The following is a 15,276-nucleotide window of genomic DNA, read 5'->3' as shown; positions in this document are numbered from 1 at the left end:
CCATCATAGACTTTTATATGGGGGGAATAATAATGGTGTCATCACCCCTATTAGGGGTCCTCTAGCTTTGTAGTCCTAGGTCTTCTAGCTCTACACCTACCGGGCTCTCCTCCTCTACACCGTAATAGTGCTTGGAGAGCTTTCTCACTATCTCCTTGAGGCCAACCATTATCTTGTACGCGTGGACCCCGAGCTCTCCAGCTACTTCATCCCAGCTTCGTCCCTGCAGTACTTTAGCTACCAGGATATACCTCTCCTTATCGGAGAGGGTGGGCCTCTTTTCGGGCGGATGCATCCAGTAGGTCTTGGCCAGCATGTTTATGAGGTCGGTCGCGGCCTCATAGGTCATAGGCCCGTAATTGTAGACCCACAGCCTGTCCCTCACTATGGGGTTGTCTCTCGGCCTGTATTCGGAGTCTATCCCTGGAGGGTCCTGGTCGAGGATCATGATCGCCACATTGGTCTCCAGGTCCCTGTAGGTGTCGTATAGGCTGTTGAGGAGCTTCCACTTGAACTCCCTCGATGAGTACTCGATTGCGATTCTACACCTATCGCTTATAGGCCTCATGACGAGCGTCGTGTACTCGCCGCTGACCGGGTTCCTATCGGGGCTGAGGTGGAGGCTTGTGAACCCGTTCTTAAGCCAGAAGTTGAGGAGCTTCTCGTTGACCCCGAAGCCGCTGCCTAGCCAGTCGTATCCCCTCTCTATGCTCTCCTTGTACAGGTATTCGAGGAGCCTCGACCCGATACCCCTGTCTTGGACGTCGGGGTGGGTGGCGATCCTTACTATCCTCCACCCCTTCATCCTCCCATACTCCCTGATCCTTGCATGCTTGAGCATCCTGTCGGGTATGATGTTTCCAGCTATCTTCTCTCCCCGGAGGAGCCTGTCTATGAGGTCCTCCGGTAGGGACCCTTCCTCCGCAACCTGGGCTGCTCCAACGATCTTGCCTCCACTAGCCGTCCTCACTGCCCTTACACTGTGGTGTGGGGCATCAGCTAGCATGCCGAGATCGTTCGGCTCGTTCCTGTAGTGTGCTAGCACGTATATGCCGAAGAGCTGGCGGAGGGTCTCCTCTCCCTCCTTGCTGAAGAGCCACTGTGGGTCTAGCTTCAAGTACTCGAGCCTACCCTCCTTTATGTCCTCGAGGTCCTCTTCGCTTAGAGCTGCGGGTTCAGCATCTAGTAGGAGGACGTTGAAGAGCCACCTCTCGACGGGGTCGCCTTTCGAGTACCTTATTGGCTCTTCCATTTCAACCATTCTAAGCTTGGTGTTGGGATCATTCTTGAGGGCCGATAGGAACCTTACGCTGAACCCTCTGCCAGCGCCCTCGTAGCCGTGTATGGTGGCGGCGAATACTAGGCGTTTGTGAGCCTTCCAGATCTTGTGGAGGAGTGGGACATGTATCCCGCTGGCCTCGTCTACGGCGACGATATCCGCTTGCAGCCTCGTCACTGCCAGGGGCTCCCAGTATTCGAGGCTGAACTTGTGGCCTTGTATCTCGATTATCTTGCCGCCCCTCTTGATCGCCTTAGGCTTCAGCCCAGCCTCCTCTGCAGCCCTGTATGCTAGCTCCATCAGGCTCTGAACGTTGCTGAGGCTCGGGGCGGTTACGAGGATTCTTACCCTGTTCTTCACCTCTCCTAGCTTCTTTGCAAGGCCTATGAGACCTATTCCTACTCCACAGCTTTTCCCCCTACCCCTGTCTGCGGTGACTATTACGACTTTCTTCTGCCCCTTCTTTGGCTTCTCGTAGAGCCATTCCAGCTCCTTTATCACGCGGACTTGGTCCTGGGTGAGGGCTAGCTTGTAGATCTCGCGTGGGAAGAGGGGGTTCGATGGTATCTTCAAGGTCTTCTTGCTCCTAGCCTGGAACTTCGAGGGGGGCTTTCCGCTTATCAGCTCGCCTCTGTCCGCGTCATAGACGAATATGTTCTCCTCGTGCTCTAGGAGCTTCCTCTTGAACCACGTGATGAATATGTGCCTGGGCTCCTCGTGGCCTGGGACGAGGAGGTTCTGCTTGAAAAGAGTCATCTTAGTATCCCACTCGTCCCAGCTGGGAGCCTGTAGTATGATCAGCCCGCCACCCTCAACTACACCAACCAGTCTACCGACGTCGTTGGGCTTCAGGTCGTTGGTTAGGTCGAGCACTAGTGCCTGGAAGGTTGTCCCCAGGTACTTCTCGCTCTCCTCGTATCTGGCAGTGGTCTGTTGGAGGAGGCTCGCCTTCTCCTTGACAGCCCTTTTAACTATCTCCTTCCTAAGCCTGGCATCGTCGAACTCGTCGTGGAACATGTATAGGAGGTTGAGGGGCCTCCTCCCGGCTATCCTCCTATACCTCCTCTCATAGTAGAGTAGGGCCCTCGCAGTTATTGCTCCAACCCTCCGGGGATCACCGCCTGCTATTACGAAGAGGACCCTGTAGCCTGCCGGTATTGAAGCCTTCAGGGCTCTTCCAACCTTCTTTATAGCCCTTAGTGCAGGATTCCCGGCCACGCTCTCAAGCTTGCCGACTACCTCTAATGCCTCCTTCTCAATCTCCTCCCTCGACTTCACCGCGGAGCCACCCTACGGGCCTGCCGCCTTGGCGGCCCGAGGGACCAGAGCCGATCCCTCAAGGTACCCTTTAATCCCGTATCGGGGCGTTGGTGGTATAAAGGGATATGCATGCCGCTGTTGGGGAGGGTGTCGAGGTCTTGGATGCGGTTAGGGAGAACGACCCTGTAGCACTGCTGGTAGTGAGGGGGTGGAGGAGGAGGGAATACTTTATCAGGCCGAGGAAGGGGGGAGTCTACGCCACATTCGCGGGCATGCTCAGGTGGGATGACATCATTGGGAAGCCATGGGGGTATAAGGGGAGGGTCGGGAAGGCATCCTACTATATACTCCCGCCTACTAGGAGCCAGCTGCTTGAGGAGTTCGGTGAGAGGAGGAGCCAGGTCATATACCTCAAAGACTCCTCCATTATTGCTTTGAGGGCTGGCATAGGGCCTGGTAGCAGGGTTTTCGAAGCCGGAGTCGGATCCGGGTTTCTAACTGTGGTCCTCGCCACGATAGTCTGCCCTACCGGGATGATTTATGGGGTGGAGGCCAGGAGCGATATGCTCGAGGCGGCCAGGAGGAATATTGAGCTGGCGGGTCTAGGGGAGTGTGTCTCGCTAAGGCTTGGAGATGTAAGGGATGGGGTGGGTGTCACTGGTCTAGACGCTGGCTTCCTAGACCTCCCGGACCCGTGGACAGCCCTCCCAGCAGCCTATAATGCGCTCAAGCCAGGCGCCCCACTCTTAGTCTTCGTGCCTACAATGAACCAGCTGGATAAGCTCTCGCAGAGCGTGGAGGCCTCCGACTACTTTGTTGTAGAGGAGGCGTTCGAGATCCTGAAGAGAGACATAGAGCTGACACCGGGAGCAGTACGCCCCTCCCCCCGCATGATAGGTCACACAGGCTACATAGTCGTGCTAAGGAGACTCGCCCATCACGCCGCGGATGCAGGAGAGGGTGGTTAACCCCCACAGCTCGACGCCCAGGGATGAAAGCCTCTCCCTCGCTCCCTCCTCTCGGTCAACAATAACCACTGCAGCCACCACAGTAAACCCTGCCTCCCTTAACGCCCTTATCCCTGCCTCGAGACTCCCCCCGGTGGTTGCCACATCATCGAGGATTACTACATTCATGGGTGGATCAACGCCTTCAACCATCCTGCCGAGGCCATACCCCTTAGACTTGGATCTAACATATCCTACAGGCACCTCCCTAAGGAGGCCGACCGCGGCGGCCCAAGCTATCCCGCCAGTAGCGACTCCTATAATAGCGTCTGCATCCTCGACCTGGGAGACTAGATCGGCTAGGAGGATGGACACCTGCTTGAAATAGTATGGCTTTCCCAGGAGCCTACGGGCGTCAACGTAGAGGTTGCTGGTCTTCCCGCTTGAGAGCCTGAAGGTACCCCTCTCCACAACCCCGGCCTCAACAAGGATCCTAGCGGCTTCCTCCATTCTCCTACTGCAGCTACCCCGAGACCCATTCAACACTAATCCCTCCAATAGATACTGTCCCGTATACTGGAGGGATAATACCTTGGAGGTGACTGTTGAGGCTGGGAGCAGGCTCCACGCAGGCTTCCATGTTATCGGCGACAGGATGCACGGGATAGACTATGCGGGCGCAGGCTTCTACGCTATGGAGCCCCGGCTGAGGCTGACAGCGATCCAATGTGGTGAGGCCGAGTATAGGGGTCCCGGGGAGTTTAGGGATCCAGTCATAAGCGTGATCAAGAAGCTTGATGCAAACGTTTGCGTGAGGCTAGAGGAGGCTCCTCCAAGGCATGCTGGCCTTGGATCTACAACCCAGGTTATGCTTGCAACCTACCACGCAATAGCAGTGTTGCAGGGTGGGAATCCAGCGCCCTCCGATCTAGTCGAGGCTGGCCTACACCTGCTAGGGAGGAGAATAGCTTCAAGCGTAGGCACGATCCTCTACGCTTACGGGGGCTTCGCATCCGGCATAGGAGTACCTCCCCCGCAAGAGTATTATCCTATTAGGCTCGAGATACCAGAGGACTGGCGCTTCATTATAGTAGTCCCAGAGGCGAGGCGAGGCCTCAACGAGGAGGAGGAGTTAAGGCTTCTCTCGCCAGCTAGGCCGGCGGCTCCCAAGATATCAGCGTTGATGTCCCGGGGCTTCCACTATCTCCTCCTCGGAGTGGCTAGGAGGGACTTGAACCTCGCCCTAGAGGGCCTCAACCACATACAGTCTGCTACAGGCCTCTACTTCTCCAAAGTACAGGGCGGAGTCTACAGGAGCGACCTGGCATTGATAGCTGATGAGGCATCTCGGGACGGGATAGTTGTCGCCCAGTCCAGCTGGGGACCCGTCCTCTACACGATAACGACCTGGGATTCAAGCGACAGTGACAGGAAGACCCTCAAATCCATAATGCGGGAGCTGGGTGTACGGGGAGAAGTAATTGTTTCCAGGCCGAGGAACCGAGGGGGAACAGTCTCTCGGTTGGAAGGATAAGGTTTCTGGGTACTATATGAGCAGTCGGGGGAAGTTTATTATAATCACTCGAGATAAACAGTGTAGACAGGTGGTTTTCCACGTTGCCCGGCAGCCGAGATAGTTGGAGAGCACTTAATTCTACAATTGCCGCAATAGTCATTATAGTATTGATAATCGCGGGCGTGCTGGCATACTTCTCACTCTACTCCCAGCCCAAGAGTGGGAAAGCGGAGCTGAGGGGCGTCATTAGGGTAGGATTCACAGCGTCTCTTTCCGGGAAATACTCTGAAGTAGGCGAGGAGTTCCTAGAAGGTTTAGAGCTGTGGGCTAAATGGGCTAACCAGACAGGCATAAACTATGAAGGGCAAAAATACGGCGTCAAACTGTACTATTATGATGACAAGAGCGATCCCGAACAGGTACAAGCCCTCTACGAGAAGCTCGTCAAGGATGACAAGGTAGACTACCTTATATCACCACCCATAGACGTACTAGCCAGGCCAGCGATACAGGTTGCCGAGCAGTATAGGAAGATAATAATCGTCACAGCGCCCGAGGAGTCCCTGTTCAGGAGTGGCTTGAAGTACTCCTACCAGATCGCCACGCCAGCCAGCAGATACTTTACCGCGGTTCTAGATATAGCCAAGGAGATGGATCCCAATTCAACCAGGATAGCCATTATAGCGATAGACACTACTGCGGCGAGAAGCATGGCTAGCGGAGTAAAGCTATGGGCCTCTCAGAACGGGTACCAGGTGGTATTCGAATACTACTATCCCCCCGGCACAAAAGACTTCACGAGCACCGCTATCACGGTTGCAGCTAAGGCTCCAGATATAATAGTTGGCGGGGGAGGCATTGAGGAAACCATCGCTCTAGTCAAAGCACTCTACGATGCAGGAGTGCGGCCTAAGCTGGTAGCCCTACTCGACGGCCCCCTAAGGGACGAGTTCGCTTCAAAGCTCGGAGAAATCGCCGTTGGAATAATGGGAGTGAGCGAGTGGGAGGTCTACGCCTCCTACTCTCCATTCGCTGCCAAACAGTTAAACCTCACATGGTATGGTCCAAGCCTCACAGAGTTCATAACAATGTATAATAGCGAATACAACGAGTCACCAACATATGCAACAGGGTTAGGCTTCGCTGCAGGCCTCGTACTCCAGTACGGGATCGAGCATGCGAACCCGGTGAGCACTGCCAGGGTTATTGAGGCCCTCGACAACGCGAACATCCTAACCCTATATGGGGTGATAAAGTTCGATACAACCCCAGAAATCCACGGGCTCCAGATTGGCCACCAGCCCCTCGTAGTACAGTGGATAGAGAAGGGTGGAGAGATCCAGAAGGTAGTTGTCGCCCCGAAGGAGTTCGCCACGGCAGAGCCACTCTACCCCCTTCCATGGGGCTAGTCAAGTATTCGAGACCCTATCCGTTTATACCACATCCCCTATCATTATAATCTCTGGTGCACTATCTTGGGCTACCCCTACTGGTCCCCCCTACTCGGGCGTAAGGGCGACTTGGAGAAGATCCTCAGGGAACTCGGCATCAAAAGCATTGAGGAGCTGTACAGGGACATACCCGGAGAGATAAGGATTAGGGAGGAGTGGGATAAGCTCCCTATAGGTGAGGGTGAGCCTCTACCCGAAGCTGAAGTCTCTAAGAGGATGGAGGCAATCCTGGAAAAGATCACGGTATTCAAAGACCCACCGCCCTTCGCGGGAGGTGGGGCGTGGCCCCACTATGTCCCCAAGCCGGTATGGGATGCGGTTTTGAGGGGAGAGTTCCTAACAGCATACACTCCATATCAGCCAGAGATCAGCCAGGGACTCCTCCAGGCACTCTTCGAGTACCAGAGCCTCATAGCGGAGCTTCTAGACATGGATGTTGTAAACTCTAGCATGTATGATGGAGCAAGCGCTGCTGGAGAGGCCTTTCTAGAAGCCTTCAGGGTTGTTCGAGGTAGGAGGAAGATACTCGTACCAGAAACTATGAACCCCCAATACTATGAGGTGGCGAGCCTCTACGTTAAACCCCACGGTGTCATAGAGAAGGTTCGAGCAGACCCTGAGACGGGCGAGGTGGACCTAGAAGACCTGGAAGGGAAGCTGAATGGAGGTGTAGCCGCGGTCTACCTAGAGTACCCCAGCTACATTGGCGTGGTAGACGGGAACGCCGAGCATATAGGGGAGATTGCTCATAGGAATGGCTCCCTATTCATAATGGGGGTTGACCCGATAGCTGTATCCCTCTACAAGCCTCCGGGGAGTCTGGGAGCGGATATTGCAGTGGGGGATGGGCAGCCGCTGGGCCTCGGCTTAAACTATGGGGGCCCGTCGCTCGGAATCTACGCTGTGAGGTGGAGTGGGAGGCTCGTGAGGCAGATGCCTGGGAGGCTCGTAGGCCTCACAGAGGACAGGGATGGGAGGAGAGCGTACGCCCTGATACTCCAGACGAGGGAGCAGCATATCCGCAGGGCCAAGGCGACGAGCAATATAACTACCAACCAGGCATTCCTCGCTATAGTAGCGGCGGCTTATCTCGCCTATATGGGGGGATATGGGCTTAGAAGGATTGCTGAGAAGATCCTCTATAACACGGTAAAGCTCTCCAGGAAGCTAACCGCCGCCGGCGTGAAGGCCCCCCTAGTGAGTGGTGAGGTGTGGAGGGACATTCCAATCCGATTGCCGAAGGGCTCCTACTCGACTGTTAGGGAGAGGCTAGCCGGGAAAGGCGTACTAGTCGGACCCCCACTCGAGGGCCACACGGACTGGCTGGGTGGAAGAGATGGGCTGGTATCCGTGACCGAGGTTCATACTGACAGGGACATGGAGAAGCTGGTATCCAGCCTAGTCGAGGCATTGGAGGTGAGCTAGGAGAATGATGAGAGAGTATAGGCAGGCCCGGTCGAGCGAGCCCCACATAATGGAGTATGAGGGGATAAAGAGCGAGCCCCCGGTCCAGATGCCATCCAACGAGGAGCTAGAGGAGATACTTGGGGATCCCCGCAGGAGGCCTCTATTGAGGAGCAGCCCGCCTAGCATACCCCAGCTCTCGGAAGTCGAGCTCGTAAGACACTATACTAGGCTCTCCGAAATGGCGTATGGTGTTGATAACGGCCCTGTCCCGCTCGGATCATGTACCATGAAGTATAATCCCAGGATAGCCAAATACTATGCCTTCCACCCAATCATACAGAACCTACACCCCCTCCAACCAGAGGAGACTGTACAGGGACTTCTAGAAGTCGCCTACAAGCTCCAGGAGTGGCTTGCAGCGATAACGGGGATGGACCAGTGCAGCCTCCACCCCGCGGCGGGGGCGCAGGGCGAGCTGGCCGGAGTACACATGATCCGTAAATACCATGAAATGCTTGGCAGGCTTGATAGGGATGAGATCATAGTCCCCGACAGCGCCCATGGAACAAACCCTGCCAGCGCCTCTATGGCAGGGTTCCGGGTCATAGAGGTGCCCACGGGCTCCGATGGAAACGTGGATATGGAGGCGTTGAAGGCGGCTGTCTCGAACAGGGCGGCCGGCCTCATGATAACCAATCCAAGCACCCTAGGACTCTTCGAGCAGAACATACTAGAGATTGCAGAAGCCATACACTCTGCAGGCGGCCTCCTCTACTATGATGGAGCCAACCTCAACGGCCTACTAGGCTATGCAAGGCCCGGGGACATGGGCTTCGACATAGCACACATCAACCTACACAAGACCTTCTCAAGCCCACATGGCGGCGGGGGACCCGGCGCCGGCCCAGTATGTGCGCGTAGGGTCCCTGTAGGCGACACGGGATACTACCTCACAGACCTCCTACCAGGCCCGATTGTGGTGAAGGGAGAGGACGGGAGGTATCGCCTGGAAATGCCGAGGGCAAGCATTGGCCGGCTTAGGGCGTGGTGGTTCTCTACAATACCAGTAGTATGGTCATACGTCTACATCCTATCCCTCGGAGCCCGCGGCCTGAGGGAAGCTGGAGAGGCGAGCGTTCTCGCCACAAACTACCTCCTCCACCTAATAAGGGGAGTGGAGGGCTACGAGATACCCTACGATCCAGATAGGCCGAGGAAGCATGAGGCGGTGGTAAGCGCGAGGCCCCTCATGGAGGAGACGGGTGTTAGGGCAGATGATGTAGCTAAAGCCCTCCTGGACAGGGGCTTCTACGCCCCCACAATATACTTCCCCCTCATAGTCGAGGAGGCATTAATGATAGAGTTAACCGAGAGCGAGCCCCTGGAGGGGATAGAGGAGTATGCTAGAGCCCTAAAGGAGATAGCTGAGGAGGCGAGGAGGGACCCGGAGAAGGTGAAGAACGCCCCCAGGAACACCACAGTCTCGAGACTGGACCTTGTGAGGGCTAACCACCCCAGAACAGTTACTCCGACATGGAGGGTCCACCTAAAGAGGCAGAGGGGAGAGCTGGGAGTCCTCAAATAACCTCCCCCAAATTTATTATTACGCCATCACAAGAATAACCGTGACGGTGTAGCTGTATTGGAACTCCGTATACTCTCCCCCACAGCCATCCTGGGATACGGCTACCCCCTAGAGGCCTTCAACAAGACGCTGAAGGAGGGCGTAGACGCGATAGCAGTTGACGCCGGCTCCACTGATCCCGGACCCTACTATCTAGGATCAGGAGAATCATTCACTTCGCGAGAGGCGGTTAAGCGGGACCTAAAATACATGATAAGGGCCGTCAAAGAATACGGGATCCCCCTCATAATAGGCTCAGCGGGGGGAGCGGGGTCAGAGCCCCATGTTGAATGGACCCTCAACATTATACGCGAGCTGGCCAGAGAGCTGGCGGTTAAGCTCCGCACTGGTGTAATCTACTCGGATCTCGATAAGAACATGCTCCTTGAAACCCTCCCGTATAGGAGGCATCAACCCTTAACCACATACTTCGCCAAAACCCTGCCCGATAGGATCGGGGAGTCGGCTAGGATAGTTGCACAGTTAGGGGTAGAGCCTGTAGTCGAGCTCCTTGAGAGGGATGCAGAGGTAGTAGTTGCGGGTAGGATCGTGGACGTCGCCCCAGCAGCCGCGCTGCCGTGGAAGAAGGGGTACCCTAAAGGCCTAGCGGTTCACATGGCCAAGATACTGGAGTGTGGAGCTCTCGCGGCCGAGCCCGGTAGTGGGAGCGACGGCATGGTGGGGGTGATTAGGCCGGGAGAATTCGAGGTATACCCTATGAGTGCCTGGCGGAGGGCAACAAGGCTGTCCGTGGCGGAGCACGCATTATACGAGAGAAGCAACCCTTACCGTGAGAGTATACCGGGCGGGTACGCGGACCTCTCCAACTCGACCTACGAGGAGGTTGATGGCAGGGTCATCGTTAAGGGCACCGAGTGGGTCAGCGTTGAGCCAAGGCATGTGAAGGTGGAAGGCGTTAGATGGAGGGGCCACCGCTATATAGTGATTGGCGGGGTGAGGGACCCGGGCTTCCTCCGCTTAATAGACAAGGCTATGCAGGAGGCCCTGGAGAACGCTGACCGGCTAGTGGGGCTAGGAGACTGCCGCGTATACTATAAGGTTTACGGGCGGGATGGAGTTATGGGTGAAAGGGAGCCCCATAAGGTGATAGCTCACGAGGCAGGAATACTAGTTGAAACAGTATGCGGCGACAAAGGCAAGGCTAAAACAGTTGCCAGCCTAGTCAGGAGCACGCTCCTCCACTACGGGTGGCCAGGCAGGAAGACCACTGCGGGAAACATGGCGTTCCCATTCAGCCCCAGCGACTTCTACGGCGGAGAAGTCTACGAGTGGAGCATATGGGACCTAGTAGAGGAGAGGGACCCCCTAGAATTCTCGAGGCTGGAGGTGCTGGAGGTGAGCGGGTAGTGGAGAAGAGGCTGGGTGAGATAGCGAGGGTCGTGAGGAGTAAGAACTCGGGCCCCTTCACCTTAACCCTTGACATCATATTTGAGGAGGAGGACTGCTTTGAGAAAGTACTCCCCAGGCTAACAAGGGACCTAATAGCAGAAGCATATAGAGTTACACCTGGAGACGTGGAGGTTATAGGCTATCCCCCCGCCTATGCTATAAAGATCAACATCCCACGCCTCACCCCCTCCGGGCACCCCGGGGATAGAGAACGTATATGGAGCGCAACAACATGCGCCACTCCTAGACCTCCAGTTGGATGTAGACTGCTAGAAGGGTGAATTGTGCTGGTCGAGGTCCTTAGACAGGATGGTTGAGGTGATTATTGAAGCCCGCGAGAGTGCCCATCTAGGATGTGCCCGGCGGGCCCTCAAAGACTCGCTCCTAGCTTCCGCGGCATCCGGGGTATTGGGGGCTCGAAGGGATAGGGAACAAGCCCGCCGGAGTAGATAGGGGCCGACCCACGCTATTCGGTCTGCGAGTGTGGAAGGCTGGGCTTAACGCTGCTCTGGCAAACGCATTCCCAACCCATGATATGGAGCTGGACGACTGGCTGGTCCTAGATATGTATATGTGGGGATCGCGAATGTTCCGATAATCGCCTTCTATGCTGATATCTCTGCACTTGCCTGGAGGAGTCTCTAAGATGGTCCAGGAAGAATTCCTGTAGATTGATTTTAGGAAAGCCTGGTACAAATATTCTCGATGGTACCATGGTTTTCTCGTGAGTGGGGGATTCAATGTTAGGTATGATTATGCCGTAACATTATTGGATAAGAATATTATATATTTTTTATGAAATACGTTTAAATTAGGCGGGGCAGACCACTGACATGCGACCCGAGGAAGGGTCGGAGAATAAGAAGATATGAACAACAAGTCAAGGATGGTGGCAGTACTGGCAATCGTACCATTACTAATAATGGTTACTGGAGGCCTTGCTGTTAGCCATTGGGATGACGAAGTCCAGGTCACGGGCAGCGTGGCCATGGGCACGTTCAACGTCCAGATGAGCTTAGAGGACTACTGGGACAATGAGAACTCGCTCGACGTAGGCCAGGTACAGGCTTCACTAGTGAACATGGATGACGGCGACGACACAGACGGCGGCATAAACGATGCACTAGTCATGAGCCTCAGCAACGTATACCCTGGTTACGAGGCATGCATAGCCTTCAACGTCGAAAACACGGGCAGTATACCCGCACAGTTAACGGACAACACTACTGGTTATGCGACGGCAAGCTTCGACTGGGAAGAGTATGGTCAATACTTCCAGTTCAACGTGACGTATGAGACTGACAATGGCTCAGTCTTGATAATGCACTTGGACGAAAACGGCAACATGATAACAGACTACAACTTCCTAACAGACCCGTTAGGAATAACTCACTTGGATGCCGGTGAGACCGAATACTTCACAATATGCTTCGGTCTAGAATCGCAGCCAGTCAACGCGCCTGAAGACCTCATGGACCAGAACCTAAGCGTAGAGGTCGTAATGGAGTGGATACAGGCAGTCCCGTAATGAGGGACAGCCCTACACTCCCTACGGAGGTGAACAACGATAACTAGTTTTTCTATAAAAAAACTAATACCTGGAATAACACTACTAATGCTGATCGCAGCGGCAGGAGGAGGCCTAACCCTATCCCACTGGACCGACCAGACGTCGGTAACCGGTAGCATGAGTACAGGCCATCTCGAATGGGATATAACGCCAACGGCACTAGGATGGAACACTAACACGGTCATGGAGTTCGATGTCGACGTAGACCATGCAGGCGACGGGCCAGGGGACACTGGATTAATATCCGTGGACCTAGACAACGCCTACCCAAACGGCTACGGGGCTCTGCTCCTCGTAGTGAGGAATGAGGGAACGATACCAGTACACGTAACGTTCTGGTTCGACCCAACAGCGCCCCAGTGCACAAACAGCGCCCTACTCGACTATGTAATGGTGAACCCGGCATATGACGCTCCAAACTATAATGGACAGTTCGACTACTCATGGTACAGTATAGCGGCGATCTCATCCGGCTGGATAGACCCATGGACACACAACGTGACATGGTGGAACGCCAACCACGGGAGCCCTGCTACACAGCTGTCCCTAGAGGATATCGCAGCCAGCGGTAACGTGTTGAAGCTCAACACCTCGTCAACAACAATAATGCAGTATGACAATGACACTATAATAATGCCTGGAGAAAAACACGCTATATTCCTATGGATAGGGATAAGCGACGACCTCCAGGAGCACGAAGAGCTAATGGGAGAAAGCTGAGCCCAGCCTTCGTGATACACTACCATGCTGTCCAGGCGTTACCGTAACGAGTGGTGACTGGATTGCAAGCCCACCAGGCAAACCCCTTTTTCAAGAGCAAAAGCCTACTACTATTCAAGATTCTATACTCGTTCTCAGCCATGATTCTGAGTGCAACATACATTCCACTCATAGCAACAAGGTTGGCAAGCGGAGTCTCAACATACTACCTAGTATACAGTATTATCTTGCTGGTTCTCGCACTACCCCTATTGATAGCGGGGAGGGGCTCTATAGGGGGGTTATCAGCCTCCCCCGTGGGAGCCCTAGCTGCTGGGGTCGCATACCTCCTCATGATACTATTAGCATGGGGGATAGGAGCATTAGGAGGGCCGCCTGACATCGGCGCCTATGGAGTGGCATCTCTCGCCCTGTACTCGTTCTCCACGAGCCTTCTCCTAGCAGCTGGACTCACCCAGCTATTAGAACGTGTGAATGATCACGATATAGCCTCCCTCGCTGGAGGACTCACCCTCTCGGTGATTGCTGGCCTCACGACTATAGCCTCTGGGAGAGGTGCTTTAGCAACTGCATCAATCATGGTAGCGAATTATGGTCTAGGATACATGCTGGCAAGAGAGATTAGGGAGCACGGTATACTCTCTAGTACAATAATGTACGGCCTTCTCCTAACCCTACTATTCACCGGCCCCCTGAGCATAGGCGGAGGCCTCATGATCGGCGGAATGATAGTGGCAGTGGGAGGGATAGCCGGCTGGCACATAGCGAAGCTCTCACTGAATCCTCCCAACATCGAATACCGTGAGAGGTTCTCGAAGGTAAGCCGCGCTAAGCTGGCGGCTGCCCTAATCCTCATTGGAGCCGCAGCGGGCGGTATAGCATATCTTCATAGCGAGAACGTGGTTTTCTGGAGGCCCTACGCAATAGTCACTGGGAGCATGGAGCCCGCAATCGCACGGGGAGACCTTGTCCTCCTCGAGAAAGTTAATCCCGGAGAGATCGAGGTGGGGGATATTATAACATTCAGGGAGGGCAGAACTCCCATCACCCACAGAGTATACTCCATCTCGGAGGATGGCGTGATCCACACTAAGGGAGATGCCAACGCCCAGGTAGACCCCTACAGTATACATGCGAGCGACGTTATAGGTAGGGTCAAGTACAAGATCCCGCATTTGGGCTGGCTCTTCATACTTCTAAACTGGAACACGCTGGTCAGACAGGTCATCCTATGGGGGAGTATTGCCGCGGTATCCATCGCGGTTTTAACAAGCATATCCAGTAAGGAAGACCATTAGAATGGAGACCCCTCTTCTACCGTGTGGGTGCAAATATGGTCTTGGAGGGTCCCTCGTCAACCCGCTAATGTTTCTTTGAGTAATTCCCCGGGGCATCCACCTATAAACTTGACTCTCCTGGCCTCATCTTCTTCGCCTGGGAGGAAGAGGCTTCCAAGTATCCCTTCGTCCAACGGAGATATCACAATGACCTCTCCGATATCTTTCGCCTCCGATATAATTGCGAGGGTTAGAGATGAGTAGAGTAGTGCTAGCTCGACATCGGTGCTGTCGATTACCACCACTGCTCTAGAGGAGGCGGGAAGGTAGAATGTTACTGGTACTCCTATACCTGACGAGGTTAGGAGGGTTGCGTTCTCGTGGTACCCGGTAAGATTCTCGTCAAGGATGCTCCTTATGAGATCCTTACATTCAGCCGTCCTATCTGGGGTGAGGAGGAGCTTGTATAGTGCCTTCATTGCGACAAGGGCTAGCATTCCTTTATCAGTTAAACTATAGTATATCTCGCGTCCTTCTTTACTCGAAGAAACCGCTCCTCCACCCTCCAGCATTTTAAGATACCTTGCACCAGTGTTGCTGTTCAGGTTGCAGTTGTTTAGTACGTGGGTCTTCTTGGAAGGGCCTTGTGAGAGAAGATCTAGTATACACCTGAATATGTCGAAGTAACCCCTATACCTTCTCGAGTCGCCTGCAGCATTGCCGTTATTATCTCTCCTGTAAAATTTTATGTCCAAGTAATTGCACCAGAGCCTCGCATTGTATAGTGTTCTCCGATACTATTAAATCAACCATTA

General features: G+C 54.4%; 13 protein-coding genes. 10 read left to right on the top strand and 3 right to left on the bottom strand.

The genetic code is table 11. The features are described 5' to 3' along the window. Positions 1 to 61 precede the first annotated feature (61 nt). Positions 62 to 2,557: a tRNA(Met) cytidine acetyltransferase TmcA gene (locus ACZ47H_RS00350; RefSeq protein WP_464933251.1), complete on the bottom strand. Its 2,496-nt coding sequence runs from the start codon at positions 2,555 to 2,557 to the stop codon at positions 62 to 64. 107 nt (positions 2,558 to 2,664) lie between these two features. Between ACZ47H_RS00350 and ACZ47H_RS00345 the strand changes: the two genes are divergently transcribed. After that, positions 2,665 to 3,507 carry a tRNA (adenine-N1)-methyltransferase gene (locus ACZ47H_RS00345; protein ID WP_464933250.1) on the top strand — a complete coding sequence of 281 codons (843 nt, stop codon included), beginning with the start codon at positions 2,665 to 2,667 and terminating at the stop codon, positions 3,505 to 3,507. Here ACZ47H_RS00345 and pyrE read toward each other — a convergent pair. After that, positions 3,460 to 4,029, bottom strand: coding sequence for an orotate phosphoribosyltransferase (gene pyrE / locus ACZ47H_RS00340; protein WP_464933249.1), 570 nt, complete (start codon positions 4,027 to 4,029; stop codon positions 3,460 to 3,462). The genes ACZ47H_RS00345 and pyrE overlap by 48 nt on opposite strands. 49 nt (positions 4,030 to 4,078) lie before the next feature. Here pyrE and ACZ47H_RS00335 point away from each other — a divergent pair, with 49 nt between their 5' ends. The 9 genes from ACZ47H_RS00335 to ACZ47H_RS00295 all read left to right on the top strand — a co-directional run bounded on the left by ACZ47H_RS00335 (position 4,079) and on the right by ACZ47H_RS00295 (position 14,482). Next, the gene (locus ACZ47H_RS00335; protein ID WP_464933248.1) at positions 4,079 to 5,020 is read left to right on the top strand and encodes a hypothetical protein; all 942 of its coding nucleotides are present in this window, start codon (positions 4,079 to 4,081) and stop codon (positions 5,018 to 5,020) included. 83 nt (positions 5,021 to 5,103) lie between these two features. After that, on the top strand, positions 5,104 to 6,411 hold the full coding sequence (locus ACZ47H_RS00330; protein ID WP_464933247.1) for an amino acid ABC transporter substrate-binding protein: 1,308 nt from the start codon (positions 5,104 to 5,106) through the stop codon (positions 6,409 to 6,411). A gap of 66 nt (positions 6,412 to 6,477) precedes the next feature. Further along, a complete protein-coding gene (gene gcvPA / locus ACZ47H_RS00325; RefSeq protein ID WP_464933246.1) occupies positions 6,478 to 7,878 on the top strand; it encodes an aminomethyl-transferring glycine dehydrogenase subunit GcvPA in 1,401 nt (466 codons plus the stop codon). Positions 7,879 to 7,885: 7 nt separating this feature from the next. Then, a complete protein-coding gene (gene gcvPB / locus ACZ47H_RS00320; RefSeq protein WP_464933984.1) occupies positions 7,886 to 9,445 on the top strand; it encodes an aminomethyl-transferring glycine dehydrogenase subunit GcvPB in 1,560 nt (519 codons plus the stop codon). A 57-nt stretch (positions 9,446 to 9,502) separates the two neighbouring features. Next, the gene (locus ACZ47H_RS00315; RefSeq protein ID WP_464933245.1) at positions 9,503 to 10,852 is read left to right on the top strand and encodes an acyclic terpene utilization AtuA family protein; all 1,350 of its coding nucleotides are present in this window, start codon (positions 9,503 to 9,505) and stop codon (positions 10,850 to 10,852) included. Continuing rightward, on the top strand, positions 10,852 to 11,175 hold the full coding sequence (locus ACZ47H_RS00310) for a DUF4387 family protein (protein ID WP_464933244.1): 324 nt from the start codon (positions 10,852 to 10,854) through the stop codon (positions 11,173 to 11,175). The genes ACZ47H_RS00315 and ACZ47H_RS00310 overlap by 1 nt, the downstream gene beginning before the upstream one ends. Positions 11,176 to 11,762: 587 nt before the next feature. Beyond that, positions 11,763 to 12,422 (top strand): hypothetical protein, encoded by a 660-nt coding sequence (locus ACZ47H_RS00305; protein WP_464933243.1) that lies wholly within the window; start codon positions 11,763 to 11,765, stop codon positions 12,420 to 12,422. Positions 12,423 to 12,509: 87 nt separating this feature from the next. Then, positions 12,510 to 13,184: a hypothetical protein gene (locus ACZ47H_RS00300; RefSeq protein ID WP_464933242.1), complete on the top strand. Its 675-nt coding sequence runs from the start codon at positions 12,510 to 12,512 to the stop codon at positions 13,182 to 13,184. A 62-nt stretch (positions 13,185 to 13,246) separates the two neighbouring features. Beyond that, positions 13,247 to 14,482 (top strand): signal peptidase I, encoded by a 1,236-nt coding sequence (locus ACZ47H_RS00295; protein WP_464933241.1) that lies wholly within the window; start codon positions 13,247 to 13,249, stop codon positions 14,480 to 14,482. A gap of 56 nt (positions 14,483 to 14,538) precedes the next feature. Here ACZ47H_RS00295 and ACZ47H_RS00290 read toward each other — a convergent pair whose 3' ends face one another. Continuing rightward, positions 14,539 to 15,216 (bottom strand): winged helix-turn-helix domain-containing protein, encoded by a 678-nt coding sequence (locus tag ACZ47H_RS00290; RefSeq protein ID WP_464933240.1) that lies wholly within the window; start codon positions 15,214 to 15,216, stop codon positions 14,539 to 14,541. Between the last annotated feature and the right edge of the window lie 60 nt (positions 15,217 to 15,276).

It is taken from the genome of Thermodiscus maritimus, assembly GCF_055382595.1.
Note: the sequence above shows the minus strand (reverse complement) of the source record. Positions and strands in the feature narration are given on the sequence as shown.